The sequence below is a fragment of the Marinobacterium iners DSM 11526 genome (assembly GCF_900107855.1).
Taxonomy (GTDB): domain Bacteria; phylum Pseudomonadota; class Gammaproteobacteria; order Pseudomonadales; family Balneatricaceae; genus Marinobacterium; species Marinobacterium iners.
This window is the reverse complement of sequence record NZ_FNRJ01000018.1, coordinates 16351-35648: the sequence shown is the minus strand read 5'-3', so window position 1 is coordinate 35648 and position 19298 is coordinate 16351. Positions and strand designations below refer to the sequence as shown.

At 57.2% G+C, this 19298-nt stretch carries 15 protein-coding genes; 14 read left to right on the top strand and 1 reads right to left on the bottom strand.

The window, feature by feature from the left end:
- Nucleotides 1-48 precede the first annotated feature (48 nt).
- Both BLV48_RS15500 and BLV48_RS15495 read left to right on the top strand, forming a co-directional pair.
- Nucleotides 49-2625, top strand: a complete 2577-nt coding sequence (locus tag BLV48_RS15500; protein WP_254775063.1) for an EAL domain-containing protein — start codon at nt 49-51, stop codon at nt 2623-2625.
- The gene (locus BLV48_RS15495) at nt 2612-3892 is read left to right on the top strand and encodes a sensor domain-containing diguanylate cyclase (protein WP_091827703.1); all 1281 of its coding nucleotides are present in this window, start codon (nt 2612-2614) and stop codon (nt 3890-3892) included. The genes BLV48_RS15500 and BLV48_RS15495 overlap by 14 nt, the downstream gene beginning before the upstream one ends.
- Before the next feature lie 36 nt (nt 3893-3928).
- Here BLV48_RS15495 and BLV48_RS15490 read toward each other — a convergent pair whose 3' ends face one another.
- Complete coding sequence (locus BLV48_RS15490) at nt 3929-4522, bottom strand: helix-turn-helix domain-containing protein (protein ID WP_091827702.1); 594 nt, start codon at nt 4520-4522, stop codon at nt 3929-3931.
- Nucleotides 4523-4763: 241 nt separating this feature from the next.
- On the opposite strand from BLV48_RS15490, the gene purU reads away from it, so the two are divergent.
- The 12 genes from purU (at nt 4764) to BLV48_RS15430 (ending at nt 19295) form a co-directional block, all read left to right on the top strand.
- Nucleotides 4764-5636: a formyltetrahydrofolate deformylase gene (gene purU / locus BLV48_RS15485; protein ID WP_091827701.1), complete on the top strand. Its 873-nt coding sequence runs from the start codon at nt 4764-4766 to the stop codon at nt 5634-5636.
- A 9-nt stretch (nt 5637-5645) separates the two neighbouring features.
- Nucleotides 5646-6887 (top strand): FAD-dependent oxidoreductase, encoded by a 1242-nt coding sequence (locus BLV48_RS15480; RefSeq protein ID WP_091827700.1) that lies wholly within the window; start codon nt 5646-5648, stop codon nt 6885-6887.
- Between the two features lie 10 nt (nt 6888-6897).
- A complete protein-coding gene (locus tag BLV48_RS15475; RefSeq protein WP_091827699.1) occupies nt 6898-7164 on the top strand; it encodes a sarcosine oxidase subunit delta in 267 nt (88 codons plus the stop codon).
- A complete protein-coding gene (locus BLV48_RS15470; protein WP_091827698.1) occupies nt 7148-10057 on the top strand; it encodes a 2Fe-2S iron-sulfur cluster-binding protein in 2910 nt (969 codons plus the stop codon). The genes BLV48_RS15475 and BLV48_RS15470 overlap by 17 nt, the downstream gene beginning before the upstream one ends.
- Nucleotides 10057-10557, top strand: a complete 501-nt coding sequence (locus BLV48_RS15465) for a hypothetical protein (protein WP_091827697.1) — start codon at nt 10057-10059, stop codon at nt 10555-10557. The genes BLV48_RS15470 and BLV48_RS15465 overlap by 1 nt, the downstream gene beginning before the upstream one ends.
- On the top strand, nt 10554-11888 hold the full coding sequence (gene glnT, locus BLV48_RS15460) for a type III glutamate--ammonia ligase (protein ID WP_091827696.1): 1335 nt from the start codon (nt 10554-10556) through the stop codon (nt 11886-11888). Before BLV48_RS15465 ends, glnT begins: the two co-directional genes overlap by 4 nt.
- A 27-nt stretch (nt 11889-11915) precedes the next feature.
- On the top strand, nt 11916-12815 hold the full coding sequence (locus BLV48_RS15455) for a class II glutamine amidotransferase (RefSeq protein WP_091827695.1): 900 nt from the start codon (nt 11916-11918) through the stop codon (nt 12813-12815).
- Between the two features lie 24 nt (nt 12816-12839).
- Entirely contained in the window at nt 12840-13523 is a 684-nt protein-coding gene (locus BLV48_RS15450; protein WP_091827694.1) for a GltB/FmdC/FwdC-like GXGXG domain-containing protein, read from the top strand.
- A 76-nt stretch (nt 13524-13599) separates the two neighbouring features.
- On the top strand, nt 13600-14928 hold the full coding sequence (locus BLV48_RS15445) for an FMN-binding glutamate synthase family protein (protein ID WP_091827731.1): 1329 nt from the start codon (nt 13600-13602) through the stop codon (nt 14926-14928).
- Nucleotides 14929-15042: 114 nt separating this feature from the next.
- Nucleotides 15043-15900 carry a bifunctional methylenetetrahydrofolate dehydrogenase/methenyltetrahydrofolate cyclohydrolase FolD gene (gene folD, locus BLV48_RS15440; protein ID WP_091827693.1) on the top strand — a complete coding sequence of 286 codons (858 nt, stop codon included), beginning with the start codon at nt 15043-15045 and terminating at the stop codon, nt 15898-15900.
- Between the two features lie 107 nt (nt 15901-16007).
- A complete protein-coding gene (locus BLV48_RS15435) occupies nt 16008-17801 on the top strand; it encodes an EAL domain-containing protein (RefSeq protein ID WP_091827692.1) in 1794 nt (597 codons plus the stop codon).
- A 228-nt stretch (nt 17802-18029) separates the two neighbouring features.
- Nucleotides 18030-19295 carry an ammonium transporter gene (locus tag BLV48_RS15430; protein WP_091827691.1) on the top strand — a complete coding sequence of 422 codons (1266 nt, stop codon included), beginning with the start codon at nt 18030-18032 and terminating at the stop codon, nt 19293-19295.
- The last annotated feature ends 3 nt before the right edge of the window (nt 19296-19298 follow it).

Here is a 19298-nt window from a genome sequence, read left to right as displayed (position 1 = left end):
CTGGCGTATAGTCTTGTAGAGGTCCCCCAAGTAAGCAGGGAAGGTGCAGTGAGAAAACCCTTGTCCACTCCGATGCTGCGGTATGTGATGCTGTTGGCTGTGACGCTGTCCAGCGCCTGTATGGCGACACCCGACAGAGTCGTGCGGGTCGGCGTGTATGAAAATGAACCCAAAATCATGCCGGCAGCCGATGGTCGGCCCAGTGGGCTGTTGGGCGACTTGCTGCAGGCAATAGCTGAACGTGAAGGTTGGCAACTGGAACCGGTACAGTGTGAATGGCAGCGCTGCCTGAGTTTGTTGTCACAGGGCGATATTGACCTGATGCCGGATGTGGCCAGCAGCCCGGCGCGGCAGGAGCTTTACGACTTTCATCAGGTACCGGCGTTGCACAGCTGGTCTCAGCTGTTCAGCCGGCCCGGCAGCAATATCCATTCGCCACTGGATCTGGATCGGAAGCGGGTCGCGATTCTGGCCGATGGTGTCCAGCATGAATACCTGCAGCAGTTGATGGACGGATTTGATATCAGTCCTCGCATCATGCCGGTGAGCACCCTGCAGGAAACGTTACAGGAGTTGCAGCAGGGCTATGTGGATCTGGCGGTCAGCAACCATCTGTACGGCAACTATCACGCAGCTGAATACGGCATCATCCCGACCTCTATCGTGTTTCAGCCCAGTCGGCTTTACTACGCGGCTCCACTCGGGAAAGGGTATGAGTTGCAGTCACGAATCGACTACTGGCTGCAACGTTGGCGTGATGATGCGAACTCCCCCTACTATAACTTGATGAAACGCTGGGGTGGCGAAACCCCAGCGGCACTGGTGCCTCCTGCTCTGGTGTGGGGGCTGTCGGTTTCTGCTCTGCTGCTGTTGCTGGCGCTGGCATTTGTCTGGCTGCTGCAGCGACAGGTACAGGCACGTACTCGTGCCCTCGAGGCAAACGAAGCGCACTTGAATGACATCCTATCCAATATTCAGGCATTTATTTACCACAAGGGCAGGGACTACCGTTACGAGTATGTAAATGCTGCTCTGTGCCGTTTCCTGGGCCGCACTGAAGAGCAGTTAACCGGGGCCAGTGACGCCGATTTCTTCGACCCGGACACCTTGCAGGATATCCGCCAGGCCGATCGACAGGTGATTGAACAGGGCAAGCGTGTGGTGGTTGAGGAAGTGATCACGCCGGTCGACTCAACCGAGCCCCGTGTGCTGATGACGGTCAAAATGCCGCTGTGTGATGCCAAGGGAAGGGTGCGCGGGTTGTGTGGCGTATCCACCGATATCACTGAACAGCGCAAGCATCAGCAGCAGTTGCACCAGTTGTCTCATTTTGACCCGCTGACCGGGTTGCCCAACCGGCGCCAGCTGCAGGAGCGGCTCAAGGTGGCACTTATGGCGGCAGAGCCCAATGGTCAGGAAGGGGCGATCCTGTTCATCGACCTGGATAACTTCCGTGACCTGAACGATGATCAGGGCCATGAGGTGGGTGACCAATTGTTGCAGGCTGTGGCGGCACGGCTGAATCAGTTGCCGCTGGAACATTTCATGCAGGCCCGTTTCGGCGGAGATGAATTCATTCTGCTGCTGGAAGGGCTCAGCCCCTTCCGTGATCGTGCTTTGATGCAGGTGGAACAGCATGTAAACACGACATTGCTGGCGCTGAGTGAACCCTTTGAGCTGAGTGATGGCAACACCCATACCGGAACCGCAAGTATCGGCGTGGCCATGTTCTCCGATGCGCCCGGTGATATTCGTGGATTGATCAAAAAGGCAGAGTTGGCCATGTATGCAGCCAAAAGTGCCGGGCGCAGTGGATTCAGCTTTTTCGATCCTTCCATGCAGGCGCAGGTGCGGCTGAGAGCCGAGCTGGAAGCCGGCCTGCGCCGTGGGCTGGAACAGGATGAGTTTCGACTCTGGTATCAGCCCCAGTTCAACCTGGAGGGCAAATTGATCGGAATGGAAGCGCTGGTCCGCTGGCAGCATCCCGAGCAGGGCATGGTCTCGCCGGCCGATTTCATTCCAGTTGCCGAAACCAGCGGTTTGATTCTGCCACTTGGGCGTTGGATCCTGCGGACCGCCTGTGAACAGCTTGTCGCCTGGCAACAGCATCCTGTGCTTGCGAACGTTCGTATCGCCGTGAATATCAGTGCCCGTCAGATGCAGGATGAGGGGTTTGTCACCGAAGTATGTTCGATTCTGGATCAAACCGGGGCCGATGCATGTGCGCTTGAGTTGGAGCTGACCGAAAGCATGCTGGTGCAGAGCATAGAGCAGACCATCGACAAAATGCAGGTACTTCGCCAGCGAGGCGTTCATTTCGCCCTTGATGATTTTGGCACCGGCTATTCTTCCATGAGTTATCTCAAGCGCCTGCCGCTGGATAAATTGAAAATTGATCAAAGCTTTGTGCGTGACCTGATGACGGATCCCAACGATGCCGCCATTATCCGTACCATTGTGGCGCTGGGCCAAAGCCTGGATCTGTCCGTTGTGGCAGAAGGGGTCGAAACGAATGAACAAAGACAGGCACTTGTGACGTCGGGCTGCCAGGGTTTTCAGGGCTACCTGTACAGCCGACCGGGCTCGGCACAGGAGCTGGAGCACAGTATACATGGACAGAGGTAACCCGTTGCAGGATGCATTTTTCACACGTCTGTTTCATGGTGTGAGTGATGCGATTTATGTGATTGACCCCGACAGCTCATCGATACTTGCGGCCAATGAGGCGGGCTGTCGAGCGTTGGGCATGAGCCCAGAGGAGCTGATTGACCAGAGCGTACTGAGTCTGAATCAGGATGTGACCGGCCCCAACCAGTGGCGTGAAATATCGGCTGCCATTATCGCTGCGGGCAATTACACCTTCATGGGGCGGCATGTGCGCAAGGATGGTACCGATTTCCCGGTTGAGGTGGTCACAGACTATCTGGAATATAAGGGACGTGGCTATCTGGTCTCGGTGGCACGTGACCTGAGCGAGCACCACCGACATCGCGAACACCTGACGGATGATGAGCTGATTCGTGCACTGTTGCTGAATGAGTCCAGTGACGGCCTGTGGGACTGGAACCTGCAGGACCATAGCCTCTTTCTGAGTCCGCAGTGGTTCCGCATGCTGGGCTATGGCCCGAACGAGATCAGCTCACCCACTCTGGATACATGGCGCAACTCGGTACATCAGGAAGACCTGGAGCGCGTTATCACGCTGCTGCAGGATCATCTGCAGGGCAAGTCGTCGCGCTATGAGGCTAAATACCGCCTGCGCAGCCGTGACGGACACTATCTCTGGGTACATGACCGAGGGATGGTGGCACAACACGATCTGGACGGTCGTCCGCAGCGCATGATCGGCCTTGTGCTGGATATCACAGAATCCGAGCATTATGCCGCCGAGCTGCTCGAGCGATCCCAGCGCGATGAACTGACAGGGCTCTATAATCGGCGCACGGGGTATGAGCTGTTTGAACGTTTTCTGCGTGACTGCCGACGCGATAATCAGCCCCTGCAAGTGGTGATGCTCGACATCGACCACTTCAAGCCGCTCAATGACGATTATGGTCATCTGGAAGGTGATCGGGCCATTCGTCATGTGGCCGATGAACTGCGCCGCTGCCTGCGCGCCGATGAGTGGCTGTTCCGCTGGGGAGGCGAAGAGTTTCTGCTGCTGTTCCCGGGGATGGATCGCAGCTCCGCTCACGGCATGATGCAACGCCTGCTGAAACACTTCAATGCCGTACCCTTTGTTACCCAAGGGGGGGAGTCGCTGGAACTGACCTTCAGCGCGGGCATCAGTGGTTTTCCGGAAAACGGTAACAGTATCCGTCAGCTGGTGGGGGCCGCAGACCGCGCCATGTATCGTGCCAAATCATCCGGGCGAAACCGGGTAGAAGGATAGGCTGAGAGTCTTGATCCGAAAACGGCAGGCTTACATCTACTGGTCATCATAATGAATGATCGACAGCAGCTGGATCGGAACCTCCAGCAACTCTTCAGGCCCGTGGGGAATCTCTGCATCGAATGAAAGTGCATCCCCGGGCTCCATGTCGTACAGATGGTTGCCGTGCCGGTAGCGAATCTGTCCCTGCAGCAGGTAGATGAACTCCTGACCGGGGTGAGAAAAGGTCGGGAACACCTCGCTGGCATCATCCATGGTGATCAGAAACGGCTCGTAGCTTTTCTTCTTGCCGCGGTGGTAGCTGAGCAGTTGGTAAGTGTGGCCTTTCTCGGTCCCGCGGCGCACCACCTCCATCCCTTCACCTGCCTTGGTCAGCTGTGCCGTACCCTCGGGGCGGTCATAGTCGGTAAACAGCTGTGAAATCGGCAGCCCAATGGCATCACACAATCGACTCAGCGTATCCAGGCTGGTGGATACCTGCGCGTTTTCAATCTTGCTCACCATACCCTGACTAAGCCCTGCGATGCGGGCAACATCGGTGATCTTCAGGCTCTGCTCGGTACGTTTGCTTTTCACGCGCATGGCGATGTACTGCTCAAGCTTCAGTTTCGGGTTATCGGCATCGCTCATGGGCGTCATGCTCCTTTCTTGTGCGTTCTGTTCACCAATGGTGCGTTTTTCTGCGTGCAACCATGAGTGAGGCTTGAATAGCTTAATATTCCTGACAGTATATTTATTTTCACATAATAAGCTAAAACAATGCCTTAGCCTTGCTGTGCGCAATTTTTTTGCCTGAAGAGCAAAGTTGGCAAAGAGATTGCTTTTACCTTAAGGAAATAAACTTTCCTTTAAAGAAATATGGGACAAGGTCATGGCAATCGAAACCCAACATGCACGCAAATTCCGTCTGACCGTCTCCTGCCCTGATCGGGTCGGGATTGTAGCAGCCGTTACCCAGTTCTTCGCCTCTCACAGTGGCTGGATCAGCGAGGCACATCAGTTCGCTGATACAGAGAACTGCCAGTTCTTCATGCGGTACGAAGTACTGGCCGATTCGCTTCCATTTGGGCTGGAAGAACTGAAAGCCAAATTCGCTCCGCTGGGCGAGACGTTCGGCATGCACTGGCAGATCACTGACTCCTCCCAGCGCAAGCGCGTGGTCCTGATGGTATCAAAGGAAGCGCATGCACTGTCGGATCTGTTGTACCGCTGGCGTTCGGGGGAGATGAACATCGATATTCCCTGTGTCATCTCCAACCATGACGACCTGCGCTCCTATGTCGAGTGGCACGGTATTCCCTATGTACACGTCCCGGTCGATATGAGCAACAAGGAACCGCATTTCCGTGCCGTGCGTGAACAGATCGCGGCGGCGGAAGCCGATGCCATTGTGCTGGCTAAATACATGCAGATCATTCCCGAAGAACTGTGTGAGCTGTATCCGGGCCGGATCATCAATATCCACCACAGCTTCCTGCCCTCCTTCATTGGCGCACGCCCATACCATCAGGCCGCCGCGCGCGGCGTGAAACAGATCGGTGCCACCTGTCACTACGTCACCTCGGAGCTTGATGCCGGGCCGATCATTGAGCAGGACGTGCATCGCGTTACCCACCACAACACCACTGCGGATATGGTCCGGTTGGGCAAGGACGTGGAGAAGTCGGTGTTGGCACGCGGCCTGCGCTACCACATCGAAGACCGTGTACTGGTACACGGCAATAAAACCGTTGTCTTTGCCTAGGAGAATATTATGCCCTGGCGCCTGCTTAAACATGGCTTCACGTCGTCTCACAATGAGCCCCGGTTCTTTCCGGAAACCCGGCCACTGAAATCACATTATGACGTGGTGATCATCGGTGGTGGTGGTCACGGCATGGCCTGTGCGTACTACCTCGCCAAGGAGCACGGCATCACGGATGTGGCGGTGCTGGAACAAGGGTACATCGGTGGCGGCAATACCGGCCGCAATACCACCATCGTGCGTTCCAACTACCTCACGCCTGAAGGGGTGAAGTTTTACGACACCAGCCTGAAGCTGTTTGAGGATCTGTCTGACGATTTTGACCTCAACATCTTCTACTCAACACGAGGCCACTTCACGCTGGCGCACACTGACAGTGCTCTGCGCACCATGCGCTGGCGTGCCGAGGTAAACAAGCATCACGGCATCGATTCCGAAGTGGTGGATCGCGATTTCATCGCCAAAGAAGTGCCCTACATGGACCTCGACTGTGCCGGCCACAACCCGGTGATGGGCGCGCTCTATCATGCGCCGGGCGCGGTTGCACGTCATGATGCCGTTGCCTGGGGCTACGCTCGGGGCGCCTACAACCGCGGTGTGGAGATTCATCAGAAAACCCGTGTCACTGCCATCCGTACCCAGGGCGACAGGGTAACCGGTGTTGAAACCGACCGCGGCTTTGTCAGCTGTAACAAGGTGGTATCCATGGTGGCCGGTTCCACCCCGCGCATCACCTCCATGCTGGGGTTGCAGACCCCGATAGAGATCTACCCGCTGCAGGCCTGTGTGTCCGAGCCGGTGAAGCCGTTCATGGACACCATCGTCGTATCCGGCAGCCTGCATGTCTATGTCAGCCAGTCCTCGCGTGGCGAAATGGTGATGGGGGCTTCGGTCGATCCATCGGTGTTGCACTCCACCCGCTCCAGCTTTGATTTCGTTGAAGGGCTGACCGACAAAATGATCGACCTGTTCCCGTTCATGAGCCGCATGAAAGTGATGCGCCAGTGGGCCGGAATGAGTGATATCACCCCCGACTTTGCCCCGATCATGGGTAAGACCCCGATTGAGGGTTTCTACCTTGATGCCGGCTGGGGGACCTGGGGCTTCAAGGCCACTCCCGTCAGCGGCAAAACAATGGCCTGGACGCTGGCCAACGACCGCAACCATGAACTGATTGAACCCTTCCGACTGTCCCGTTTCGCCGACTTCGATCTGGTCGGCGAGAAGGGTGCAGCATCGGTCGGGCACTGAGGAGAGGGCGATGAAAGTATTTGATTGTCCCGTAATAGGCCGTCGGCCGATCAGCGAGTTCGACTATGTCGGAGAGGTTCGCAAGCCACCGATGGACGCGGATGAGATCACCTGGGCCGAGTATGTATTCAACAGAAACGGTGCACCGGGCCTGCTGCGCGAATGGTGGTACCACCGTCCGACCGGGCGCTGGTATGTGATGGAGCGCGACACCCTGAAGGATGAAGTGCTTCGGTTTATCGACCTGGAGGAGGTGCGCTATGACATCCCGGCTTGATCAGCAGCCGCTGGAGTGGATCGACCGCTCGGCGCTCTGTGACTTTGAATTTGAAGGCCGTCGTTATACCGGTTACCGCGGCGACAGCATCACCTCCGCACTGCTGGCGGCGGGCCAGACCCTGCTGGGCCGCAGCTTCAAGTATCACCGCCCGCGTGGGGCCGTAACACTGGCCAACCATGACGTTAACGCGCTGTTCCAGAGCAGTGAAGAGCCCAATATCCGCGGCGATGTAACGCCTTTGACCGAGGGTATGGTGCTGAGCGCCTGCAACGTGAACGGCAGCCTTGAGAACGACCGGGACCGGATTATCGAGAAGCTGTCGGGCTTTCTGCCGGTGGGCTTCTACTACAAGGCATTTCACAAACCGAAAAAACTGTTCCCGATGTGGGAGCGCCTGATTCGCGAAAAAGCGGGCCTGGGGCGTATTGATACCGGCTGGAGTGTGCGCCGTCAGCCCAAATCCTACGGTTTCTGCGATCTGTTGGTGATCGGTGCCGGTGCATCCGGCATGCAGGCTGCGCTGAGCGCAGCCGAACAGGGGCTGGATGTGGTGCTGGTGGATGAAAACTCGCAGATCGGCGGCAGCCTGGACTATCAGCTGGTGAACGAGGCAGAAGCGGAGCCGGTGCGGTCCAGTCTTAAACAGAAGGTCCAGTCTCACGCCAATATACGGGTGTTGCCGGCGCATCTGGCCTGCGGCTGGTACACCGATCACTACGTGCCGCTTGTGGGCCCGAATGGCATCGTCAAGATGCGTGCACGCGCCGTAATCAGCGCCACCGGTGTGATGGAGCAGCCAGCGGTCTTTCGCAACAACGACCTGCCCGGTGTGATGATGGCGTCGGGTGCCCAGCGCTTGATCGCGCGTTACGCGGTCAAGCCGGGGCAGCGTGCGGCGGTACTGACCGCCAACAGCGAGGGCTACCGCGCTGCGCTCGATCTGATCAAGGCCGGCGTTCAGGTGTCGGCGGTGATCGACATGGGCTCCGCCAGCGGTCGCGGTGCCTGGGCAGACGAGCTGGTGGCGCTCAAGGTACCGGTGCTGGAACGGCATGCGGTCCATGAGGCGCAGGGCAAGGGCCAGCTTAAGCGTGTTGTGGTGGCGCCTTTTGATGGCGAACAGTGTGATGCCACGCAGGCGCGAGAGTTTGACGTTGACCTGCTGTTGATGAGCGTCGGCTGGGCACCGGCTTCACAGTTGTTGTATCAGGCCGGTGGCCGTCTGGCCTATGACTTTACCCTGGAGCAGCTCCTGCCACAGGAGCTGCCGAACGGGATCTTCGCCTGCGGTCGCCTGAACGGTGCGTTTACGCTGCAGCAGCGCCTGGCCGATGGAGAGCGTGCAGCAACCGAGGCGGCTGCCTGGCTCAAAGGCCAGCCGGTTACGGCGGCGTTGAGTGCCTTCCGCGACAGCGTGGCGCACTCCCACCCCTGGCCGATCGTGAAGCACCCGAAAGGCAAGAACTTCGTGGATTTCGACGAAGATCTGCAGCTCAAGGATCTGATCAACGCGGCGAAGGAAGGCTTCGACAACATCGAGCTGATGAAGCGTTTCTCCACAGTAGGTATGGGCCCGAGTCAGGGCAAGCATGCCAACATGAACGGCATTCGTGTGCTGGCCGCCGTTACGGGTCGCAGCATCGATCAGACCGGCTCCACCACAGCGCGTCCCATGTTCCATCCGGTGCCGGTACAGGCACTGGCCGGTCGTCGCTTCCGTCCCGAGCGTCTGACTGCGCTGCACCAGTGGCATTTGGACAATGGCGCTCAGATGATGGAAGCGGGGGTATGGGTGCGGCCTGAATTCTATGGCCGCCCCGAGGAGCGTGCCCAGGCGATTCTGCGCGAAGTGCAGGCGGTGCGCACGGCTCTGGGCCTGATCGACGTGTCCACACTGGGCAAGATCGAAGTGATGGGCCCGGACGCTGGCAAACTGCTGGATGGCACTTACACCATGCGCATGTCCAACATCAAACTGGGCATGACCCGTTATGCCCTGATGGTGGATGACAGCGGCGTCATCGTTGACGACGGCATTGTAGGACGCATCGCCGAAGATCGCTTCTATGTTACCGCCACCACCAGCCATGCCGATGCCACGTTCCGTACGCTGTCACGCCATGTGATCGAGTGGGGGCTGGATGTTCGTCTGGTGAATCGCACCGGAACGCTGGCGGCGATGAACCTGGCCGGCCCCCATGCTCGCACGCTGATTAAGCCGCTGACCGATATCGATCTGAGCGAAGAGCACTTTCCCTATCTGGGCTGCCGAGAAGGCACGCTGTGCGGTGTGCCTGTGCGCCTGATTCGGGTCGGCTTTGTCGGTGAGCTGGGTTACGAGATCCACCTGCCGGTGGATGCCGCCGAACGGATCTGGAACACCCTGATGGAAAAGGGCACCGAGTACGGTATTCGTCCATTCGGTGTTGAAGCACAGCGTGTACTGCGGCTGGAAAAGGGACACATCATCGTCGGTCAGGACACCGATGGCCTGACCAACCCTTTCGAAGCCAACATGCCCTGGGCTGTGCCGCTGAAGACCAAGCCCTGGTTTACCGGCAAGCCTTCACTGGCGCTGTTGAAAGAGCGCTGCAACCGACATCTGTGCGGCTTCATGCTGCCCAAGGGGTACAGCGGCGAGCGGCCGAAAGAGTGCCACTTGCTGATCGAAAACGGTGATATCGCCGGTCGCATTACCAGTATCGCCTACAGCCCCTCCCTGGGCCGCCATATCGGTCTGGCTATGGTGGACATGCCTCTGGCTGCAACTGAAGGCGATTTCAAGGTGCGTGTCGACAGCGGTGAACTGGTATCGCTTGAACCCTGTGCAACTCCCTTCTATGACGCCGAAGGTGCGCGTCAGACCGTTGATCTGACGGAGGTGGCCTGATGAACACACAACAACCGAACACGCTGCAGATCGGTGTGCGTGAACTGAGCAGCTATCTGCTGACCGGATCTGACAGCAAGGCAGTGCTGGCAGCGGCAGGCTTGCCGTTGCCTGAGGCGGTCTTGAGTGCCGAAGAGCGCCCCGGCGCTCTGGTGGCCCGAACCGGACGTGACGAGTACATGGCGATGCTTGCTGGCACCCTTCCTGCGCCACAGGGAGAGTGGTGCTTCCGCCGCTACGACTGCGTGTTCGAACTGACCGGGGGTAACTGGATCGCATTCATGGCACACCTGTGTCAGTACGATTTCCGCCAGCTTCAGCGCGGCAACTGGCTAATGACCTCAGTGGCTGGCGTCAACTGCTGGCTCTACCACGAAATTGAAAGCGGCAGTCTGCTGATCGGTGCCGATCCGAGTTACCGACACTATCTCAGCGAAATATTCAGCGCGGTCCTTGATGACCTCAGCGCAACTCGAAAAACGACAGGAGGTGCATCATGATGCCCGCAGAGATCGAACGCATTATCAGCCAGAACAACATCAAGTACGTGCTGGCGCAGTTTGTTGATATCCACGGCGTGGCCAAGACCAAGTCGGTGCCGGCCAGCTGCCTTATGGATGTGGTCGAAAAAGGTGCCGGTTTTGCCGGGTTTGCTGTCTGGGGACTGGGGATGGAGCCACATGGCCCCGACTTCATGGCTCGCGGTGACCTGGAAACCTTCAGCATCGTACCCTGGCAGCCGGGTTATGCCCGCATTGCCTGTGACGGTTATGTGAGCAATGCGCCTCATCCCTATTGCAGCCGTGTGGTTCTGAAACAGCAGTTGGCGCGTCTGGCCGACAGGGGCTGGACGCTGAATACCGGTGTGGAGCCCGAGTTTTCGCTGTTCACCCGTGATGACAAGGGTGTCCTGATGCCAGTGGATGAAAGTGATGTACTGGACAAGCCCTGCTATGACTACAAGGGTCTGTCACGTTCCCGTGCGTTTCTGGAAAAACTGGTTGAATCGCTGCAGCAGGTTGATTTCGATGTGTATCAGATCGACCACGAAGACGCCAACGGCCAGTTCGAGATCAACTACACCTACAGCGATGCACTGACATCGGCTGACCGTTTCACCTTTGTACGCATGGCGGCGGGCGAGATCGCCAACGAGCTGGATATGGTGTGTTCCTTCATGCCCAAGCCGTCTTCCGATCGCACCGGTAACGGCATGCACTTCCACCTGTCGATCACAGACAAGGATGGCCGCAATCTGTTCCATGACCCGGACGATGTGAGTGGCATGGGGCTGTCCAAAATGGCCTATCACTTTACGGCGGGCCTGCTGGCGCACGCACCGGCACTCTGTGCCTTCGCTGCACCGACGGTCAACTCTTACAAGCGTCTTGTCGTGGGTGGCAACGCCTCCGGTGCCACCTGGGCGCCGGCTTACATTTGCTTCGGCGACAACAACCGCTCGGCCATGGTGCGAGTCCCTTATGGCCGACTGGAATTCCGACTGCCGGACTCCGGTTGTAACCCCTACCTGGTCACCGCAGCGATCATAGCCGCAGGCATGGATGGTATCGAGCGCGAGCTGGACCCGGGTGAGCCGATGAACCTCAACCTGTACAGCCTGACTCTGGATCAGATCAAGGAGAAAGGTGTCGAGATCCTGCCCCAGAACCTGAACGAGGCGCTGGATGCGCTGGAAGCGGACACCGTTTTCACCGAAGCGTTGGGACAGGAAATCGTGTCCGAGTTCCTCAAGGTGAAACGGACCGAGTGGGTTGAATACAGCCGTCATGTGTCGGACTGGGAAGTCAGTCACTACGCCGAATTTTTCTGATCCGGATTTGTTACGAGGAATGTGATTATGTGTGGAATTGTCGGGCTTTATCTGAAAAATCCTGAGCTGGAAAGCCGGATTGGTGAACTGTTCAAACCGATGCTGATCGCAATGACCGATCGTGGTCCGGACAGCGCAGGCTTCGCCATCTACGGTGATGAAGTGGGCGAAGGCTGGGTCAAGCTGACCCTGCGTCACCCGGACGCAGAATATGACTGGGAGGCACTTGCCACCCGTCTGAAAACCGAACTCCAGCTGGAATTGAGCTGGTTCCAGAACGCCAGTGTGGCGGTGTTCAAGGTGCATGCCGAGGAGGCGACACTGCGCGAGTGGCTGTCTGAAGAAGCGTCGGATGTGCTGATTTTGAGCGTTGGCCAGTCGATCGAAATCCTGAAGGAAGTGGGTCTGCCGGAGAAGATCGCTGAGACCTTTAACCTGGAAGGCATGAAAGGCAGCCATATCATCGGCCATACCCGCATGGCGACCGAGTCGGCTGTCACCATGGAAGGCAGTCACCCGTTCTCTACCGGCATGGACCTGTGCCTGGTGCATAACGGCTCCCTGTCTAACCACAATCGCCTGCGTGAAAACCTCAAGCGTGAAGGGATCACATTTGAAACCCAGAACGATTCTGAAGTCGCCGCGGGTTACCTGACCTGGCGGCTGCAGGAAGGCGACAGTCTGAAGCAGGCGCTGGAACATGCACTGGAAGACCTGGACGGATTCTTCACTTTCACCATCGGCACCCGTAACGGTTTTGCGGTCATGCGTGACCCGATTGCTTGCAAGCCTGCTGTACTGGCTGAAACCGATGACTACGTCGCGATGGCATCCGAGTACCAGGCCCTGACCACTCTGCCGGGCATCGAGAATGCCAGAGTATGGGAACCGGAGCCGGCCACTTTCTATGTTTGGGAACGCAGCTAAGCGCCTGTTTGAGGAGTATTGAATATGAAAACGATTGATCTGGCTGAATCCAGCATCCGTGAATTGAATCAGGCGCTGCATGATCAGGCACAGGAGTGTCTGGAGCGTGAATTTGAAGTACTGAATCCCAAAGGCCAGCACAACATTGCCTGCGGTATTGATCAGAACCTGTCCGTGGATATTCGCGGTCATGCCGGCTACTTCTGTGCCGGCATGAACAAGAAGGCGCATGTGGTAATTCACGGCAACGCCGGTCAGGGCGTGGCAGAAAACATGATGTCCGGCACGGTTCGCGTCAAGGGCGATGCCTCTCAGGCGGCAGGTGCCACGGCACAGGGCGGACTGCTGGTAATCGAAGGCAACGCCGGTGCCCGTTGCGGCATCTCCATGAAAGGGGTCGATATTGTCGTCAAGGGTGATGTTGGCCACATGAGCTGCTTCATGGGTCAGTCCGGCTCACTGGTTGTCTGCGGAGATGCCGGTGAAGCGCTGGGCGATTCCCTCTATGAGGTGCACATCTATGTTAAGGGCGAAGTGAAGTCCCTGGGTGCCGATTGCGTCGAGAAAGAGATGCGTTCCGAGCATATCGAAGAGCTGACGGATCTGCTCAACCGTGCCGGAGTGGACGAAGACCCGTCCAGCTTCAAGCGCTACGGGTCTGCCCGTCAGCTGTATAACTTCAAGGTGGACAACGCGTCCGCGTATTGATGATCAACAGGCCATCATGGCTGCCCCCAATATCCGAGACGGGCAGCCGTTGAATCCGATTTTTGAGGACTTGATTATGAGCAACGATATCAACGTCAATCCGGGCCTGCGTGAGTCCGCGACCTTTGACCGTACCACCATGGCCGAGATCCGTCGCGCGGCGGACACCGGCATCTATGACATTCGCGGCTTTGGCGCCAAACGCAAGCTGCCACACTTTGATGATCTGCTGTTTTTGGGTGCGTCCATGTCGCGCTACCCGCTGGAAGGCTATCGCGAGAAGTGCAATACCCAGGTGACCCTGGGCACCCGCTTTGCCAAGAAGCCGATCGTGATTGAAACCCCGGTGACTATTGCCGGCATGAGCTTCGGTGCCCTGTCAGCCAACGCCAAAGAGGCGCTGGGACGAGGTGCCTCCATCGTGGGCACCTCCACCACCACCGGTGATGGCGGTATGACCCCCGAAGAGCGCGGTCAGTCCAGCAAGCTGGTCTATCAGTACCTGCCGTCTCGCTACGGCATGAATCCGGACGACCTGCGCAAGGCGGATGCCATCGAGGTGGTGTTGGGCCAGGGTGCCAAACCCGGTGGTGGCGGCATGCTGCTGGGTCAGAAAATTACCGACCGTGTTGCCCAGATGCGCAACCTGCCCAAGGGCATCGACCAGCGCTCGGCCTGTCGTCACCCGGACTGGACCGGCCCGGACGATCTGGCGATCAAAATTCAGGAACTGCGTGAAATCACCGACTGGCAGGTGCCGATTTACATCAAGGTCGGTGCAACCCGTACCTATTATGACGTGAAGCTGGCGGTCAAGGCCGGTGCTGACGTGATTGTTGTGGACGGCATGCAGGGCGGTACCGCCGCGACTCAGGATGTGTTCATCGAGCATGTCGGCATCCCCACCATGGCGGCCATTCCGCAGGCGGTACAGGCACTGCAGGAGATGGGCATGCATCGCAAGGTGCAGTTGATCGTCTCCGGCGGTATCCGTAACGGCGCCGATGTGGCCAAGTGCATGGCGCTGGGCGCCGATGCCGTTGCCATCGGCACGGCTGCTCTGGTGGCACTGGGCTGCAACGACCCGAAATGGAGCGATGATTACCAGAAAATCGGCTCCGCCGCCGGCTTCTACGATGACTACCAGGAAGGCAAGGACCCGGCGGGCATCTCCACACAGGACCCGGACCTGATGCAGCGACTGGATCCGGTCGAAGGGGGACGCCGTCTGGCCAACTACCTGCGAGTGCTCACACTGGAAGCGCAGACCCTGGCGCGAGCCTGTGGCAAGAACGATCTGCGCAACTTGGAACCGGAAGACCTGGTTGCCCTGACCGTTGAATCCGCCGCCATGGCCCGTGTGCCGCTGGCGGGCACCAGCTGGATCCCCGGCCAGGGATTCTGAGGACCCATGGCCTGCTGACTCGCAAACGAGTCCGCAGGCCACAGTAAGCCCTGCACCTGATGATAGGGTGGCGGGGGTATCGCCCTTTTAAAAACCTTGATTCAGGAGACGATCTTGGACACTCAACTGATCGATGGCAAAGCCGTAGCGGCCGGATTACGGATGGAGATTGCAGGCAAGGTTGCCGAGCGTGTATCCGCCAACAAGCCACGGCCCGGACTTGCCGTAGTACTGGTCGGGCAGGACCCGGCGTCACAGGTCTATGTACGCAGCAAAGTCAGGGCCTGCGAAGAAGTGGGCTTTCTGTCACGCAATCACAGCTTGCCGATGGACACAACGCAGGCGCAGTTGCTTGAGTTGATTGATACTCTGAACGCGGATGATCAGATCCACGGGATTCTGGTGCAACTGCCACTGCCGAGTCAGATCGACGTGCAGTCGGTCATTGAGCGTATACATCCCTCCAAGGATGTGGATGGATTCCACCCCTATAATCTGGGGCGTCTGGCGGGCAAGGCTCCAACCCTTCGCCCCTGCACACCCTATGGCTGCATGCGTCTGCTGGCTGCCTATGGCATCAACCCGGAAGGTAAAAAGGCTGTTGTGGTGGGGGCCTCCAACATCGTGGGCCGCCCGGTGGCACTTGAGCTGCTGATGGCTCGAGCTACCGTCACGGTTTGTCACTCCAAAACCCAAGACTTGCCAGCGGAACTGGCTACGGCCGACATCGTGATTGCTGGCGTGGGAATTCCCGAGTTCATCAAGGGCGAGTGGCTCAAGCCCGGTGCCGTGGTGATCGATGTGGGCATCAATCGGCTGGACGATGGCCGACTGGTCGGGGACGTTGAATTCGCCAGTGCATCTGAAAAGGCGTCAGCCATCACACCGGTACCCGGTGGTGTGGGGCCCATGACCATAGCCTGTCTGTTGCAGAACACGCTGGAAGCCTGCGAGGCGATGGAAAAAAACTGAATTTCTGTAGCCATACCACTGTACAATAGGCCGTGCGTTTAGTGATTAAATGTACGGCCTGTTTTGTTTGCGACGTTTGAAACAGGGCACCTGTATGGGGAACTAGGATGCTCCAGTCCAACAAAAAAGAAGTGTCGCTTAGCCTCAGTGAACTCGATCATATATTGGCTCTGCAGCGGACGATATGCAGCTTGATAGCGTCTGACACTCCTTATCTTGATGTCATTACCGAGACCTGCCAAATGGCAGAGCAGCTGTTGCCGGGTGCTGTGGCGTCGTTCATGCGGCTCGACAGCCACACTGAAAGAATGAGTGTTGTGTCGGCCCCGAGTATTTCATCTGAAGGCGTCAGCCGCTTGGATGGGCTTAAACCTGGGCCAGGTAGCGGCTCCTGTGGTAATGCGGTCTACGGTAATGCGCCAGTGTTCGTATATAACACCTTCACTGATCCCCGCTGGAGTAACTTGCGTAGCGTGGCAGAGGACTTTAACCTTTGCTCCTGTTGGTCGTTTCCTGTTCGCAACGAGCAAGGGGAGGCCATCGGCTCATTTGCCCTGTCTTCATTTGAACACCGTAACCCATCAGATTTTCACAAGCGATTATTGGATGTCGGCGCTTCCCTGATTGCGATTGTTCTGCTTCGCCATGCGCAGCAAATGCAACTGCAAGCACAGCGTGAAGAACTGATTTTCAGCCTTGAGCATGACGCATTAACCGGTCTTCCCAATACTCAAAGCCTTCTGCAAGCCCTCAAGCGTGCTCCCGAAACGGCAGTTCTGGTATTACTGAATCTCAACAATCTGGGCTATATCAACACCGCCTATGGTCTTGGTGTGGGTGACCAGCTGCTGCGGACGTTGGCAGATGAGCTGCATCGCAACGCGAAAGGCGCGCAGGTCTATCGAGGCAGTGCAGATGAGTTTGCCTTGCTTTATGACCAGCTGGAAAATCCGGTCGGCGAAGTACAGCGGTTGCGGCAACACTTTTCTACTGAACCAGCGCAGCTGGATGGTCTCAACTTCTATCTGACCTTCAATGCCGGGCTTGCGTGTGGAGGAAGAGATCTATTGCGCAGTGCCATGGTGGCACTTAAGCGTGCCGCACGCAGTGGCAAAAGTGCTACTCACGTATTCGATCCCAAATATGATGCTCCGGCACGACAGCAGAAGGAAGATTACATCGGTTGGAATGGCCGCTTGCACGAGGCACTTCGCAACGGCGGCATCCGCGCGTGGTATCAAGGCATACGTGATAACCGCAGTGGCAAAATTCAGAAATGGGAAGCGTTGGTGCGACTGGAACATGAGGGAGAGATTTTCAGTCCTGTTCATTTCCTGCCGGTCGCGGCTTTATCCGGGTTGATGCGTTCCATCACCTGCATAGTGGTTGAACAGGGCGTGGCAATGCTGGCACAGGTTGAAGGTGAGTTGGCGATTAATATCACCGAAACCGATCTGGAGTTGGGCTACCTGCCTGACTACCTGGACCAGATGACACAGCTGCATGGTGTATCGCCTGAGCGCATCACACTGGAAATACTTGAGGGCACCAGCAGCGGTGGTAAACAGACGCACATACCTCAGTTGCATGCCCTCAAACAGCGAGGTTATAAGCTGGCGATTGATGACTTTGGCACCGAATATTCCAACTTCGAACGCATTCTTGAACTTGAAGTCGATATCATCAAAATTGACGCCAAATACATCCGTAATATCCATCTTGACCGTACCAGTTATGAAATTGTACGCGCCATTGTCTATTTCGCCCGCAATGCAGGCATTCGCACGGTTGCAGAGTTTGTTCATTGTGAAGAAGTACAGGCAGTGGTGATGGCGCTGGGAATCGATGAGTCACAAGGTTATCTGTTTAGCGAACCCGCCCCGGAGATTTCTGCAGACTAGCTATATGCCCCGCAATGGACCGCGTGCACCCTCCGCTGCGCGGTTTTGGTTCCTGCCCTATCAGTATTACTCCTCCTTTCCCCAATTAATTCATTTAAATCATGCGGTTATAAAACTGGCCTGTCCTTTGCTTATTCATATCAGGAAATTAAATATCCTTTTGGTAAAGACCGGTTTGTGCGCTTCAGCCCAACCGGATACCGAACAAGAGACGTTAGGAGAGTGCTAATGGAAAGTATGGTGCTGGAACTGGGCTATGCCCTCGACACCTTCTATTTCTTGATGTGTACCGCACTGGTGATGTGGATGGCAGCCGGTTTTGCCATGCTCGAAGCAGGTTTGGTGCGTGCCAAGAATACGGTGGAAATCCTCAACAAGAACGCGCTGCTGTACGGCGTGGCTTGTATTGTTTATCTCGTCGTGGGTTACAACGTCATGTATCCCGCCAACCCGATCAGCTCGGTGATTCCGGGCATCGACTTCCTGCTGGGCGGAGACAATAGCACCGAGTCTGTTACAGCCGGTGGTGATGATGCGCCCTATTACTCCAGCATGGCTGACTTCATCTTCCAGGCTGTGTTTGCCGCTGCAACCATGTCGATTGTCTCCGGTGCGGTTGCCGAGCGCATGAAACTGTGGCCGTTTCTGATCTTCTCGGTTTTCATGGTTGCCGTGATCTATCCGGTAGAAGGTTACTGGAAATGGGGCGGTGGCTTCCTTGACCAGCTTGGCTTCCAGGATTTCGCCGGCTCGGTTGTGGTGCACATGGCGGGTGCAGCCGCAGCGCTGGCAGCGGTTATCCTCGTGGGTCCACGCAAGGGCAAGTATGGCAAGAACGGTGAAGTACGTGCGATTCCGGGTGCCAACCTGCCGATGGCCACGCTGGGCATGTTCATCCTGTGGATGGGCTGGTTCGGCTTCAACGGCGGCTCCGAGCTGAAGATCGCCAATGTGGAAGAAGCCAACGCCGTGGCCAAGATCTTTGTTAACACCAATGCTGCAGCTGCTGCAGGTATGGTCGTCGCGGCTCTGTTCGCCCGCTTCCTGTTCGGCAAAACCGACCTGACCATGACCATCAACGGTGCACTGGCCGGTCTGGTTGCCATTACCGCCGAGCCGCTTCAGCCTTCTGCAGGTCTGGCCAGCTTGATCGGTGCTGTAGGTGGTCTGGTGGTCGTGGGCTCAGTACTGGCACTGGACAAGCTTAAGCTGGATGACCCTGTTGGTGCGATCTCGGTGCATGGTTCTGCCGGTATCTGGGGTATCTTCGCGGTGCTGCTGAGCAACGAAGATGCAACGTTCATGGGGCAGTTGATCGGTACCGCAGCAACCTTCGCCTGGATGTTCCTGGCCAGTATGGCAGTGTTGCTGGTGATCAAGGTGATCATGGGGCTGCGTGTCAGCGAAGAAGAGGAAATGGAAGGCATGGATGTGCATGAATGTGGCATGCAGGCATACCCGGAATTTGGTCCGGAGCACATGAGCAGTAAGTGACGG

Coding starts and splice junctions, on each gene's coding strand:
- BLV48_RS15480 (WP_091827700.1), top strand. CDS start 5,646: ATGCCCTGGCGCCTGCTTAAACATGGCTTCACGTCGTCTCACAATGAG.
- BLV48_RS15495 (WP_091827703.1), top strand. CDS start 2,612: ATGGACAGAGGTAACCCGTTGCAGGATGCATTTTTCACACGTCTGTTT.
- BLV48_RS15430 (WP_091827691.1), top strand. CDS start 18,030: ATGGAAAGTATGGTGCTGGAACTGGGCTATGCCCTCGACACCTTCTAT.
- BLV48_RS15490 (WP_091827702.1), bottom strand. CDS start 4,522: ATGAGCGATGCCGATAACCCGAAACTGAAGCTTGAGCAGTACATCGCC.
- BLV48_RS15470 (WP_091827698.1), top strand. CDS start 7,148: ATGACATCCCGGCTTGATCAGCAGCCGCTGGAGTGGATCGACCGCTCG.
- BLV48_RS15435 (WP_091827692.1), top strand. CDS start 16,008: ATGCTCCAGTCCAACAAAAAAGAAGTGTCGCTTAGCCTCAGTGAACTC.
- BLV48_RS15450 (WP_091827694.1), top strand. CDS start 12,840: ATGAAAACGATTGATCTGGCTGAATCCAGCATCCGTGAATTGAATCAG.
- glnT (WP_091827696.1), top strand. CDS start 10,554: ATGATGCCCGCAGAGATCGAACGCATTATCAGCCAGAACAACATCAAG.
- BLV48_RS15465 (WP_091827697.1), top strand. CDS start 10,057: ATGAACACACAACAACCGAACACGCTGCAGATCGGTGTGCGTGAACTG.
- purU (WP_091827701.1), top strand. CDS start 4,764: ATGGCAATCGAAACCCAACATGCACGCAAATTCCGTCTGACCGTCTCC.
- BLV48_RS15445 (WP_091827731.1), top strand. CDS start 13,600: ATGAGCAACGATATCAACGTCAATCCGGGCCTGCGTGAGTCCGCGACC.
- BLV48_RS15455 (WP_091827695.1), top strand. CDS start 11,916: ATGTGTGGAATTGTCGGGCTTTATCTGAAAAATCCTGAGCTGGAAAGC.
- BLV48_RS15475 (WP_091827699.1), top strand. CDS start 6,898: ATGAAAGTATTTGATTGTCCCGTAATAGGCCGTCGGCCGATCAGCGAG.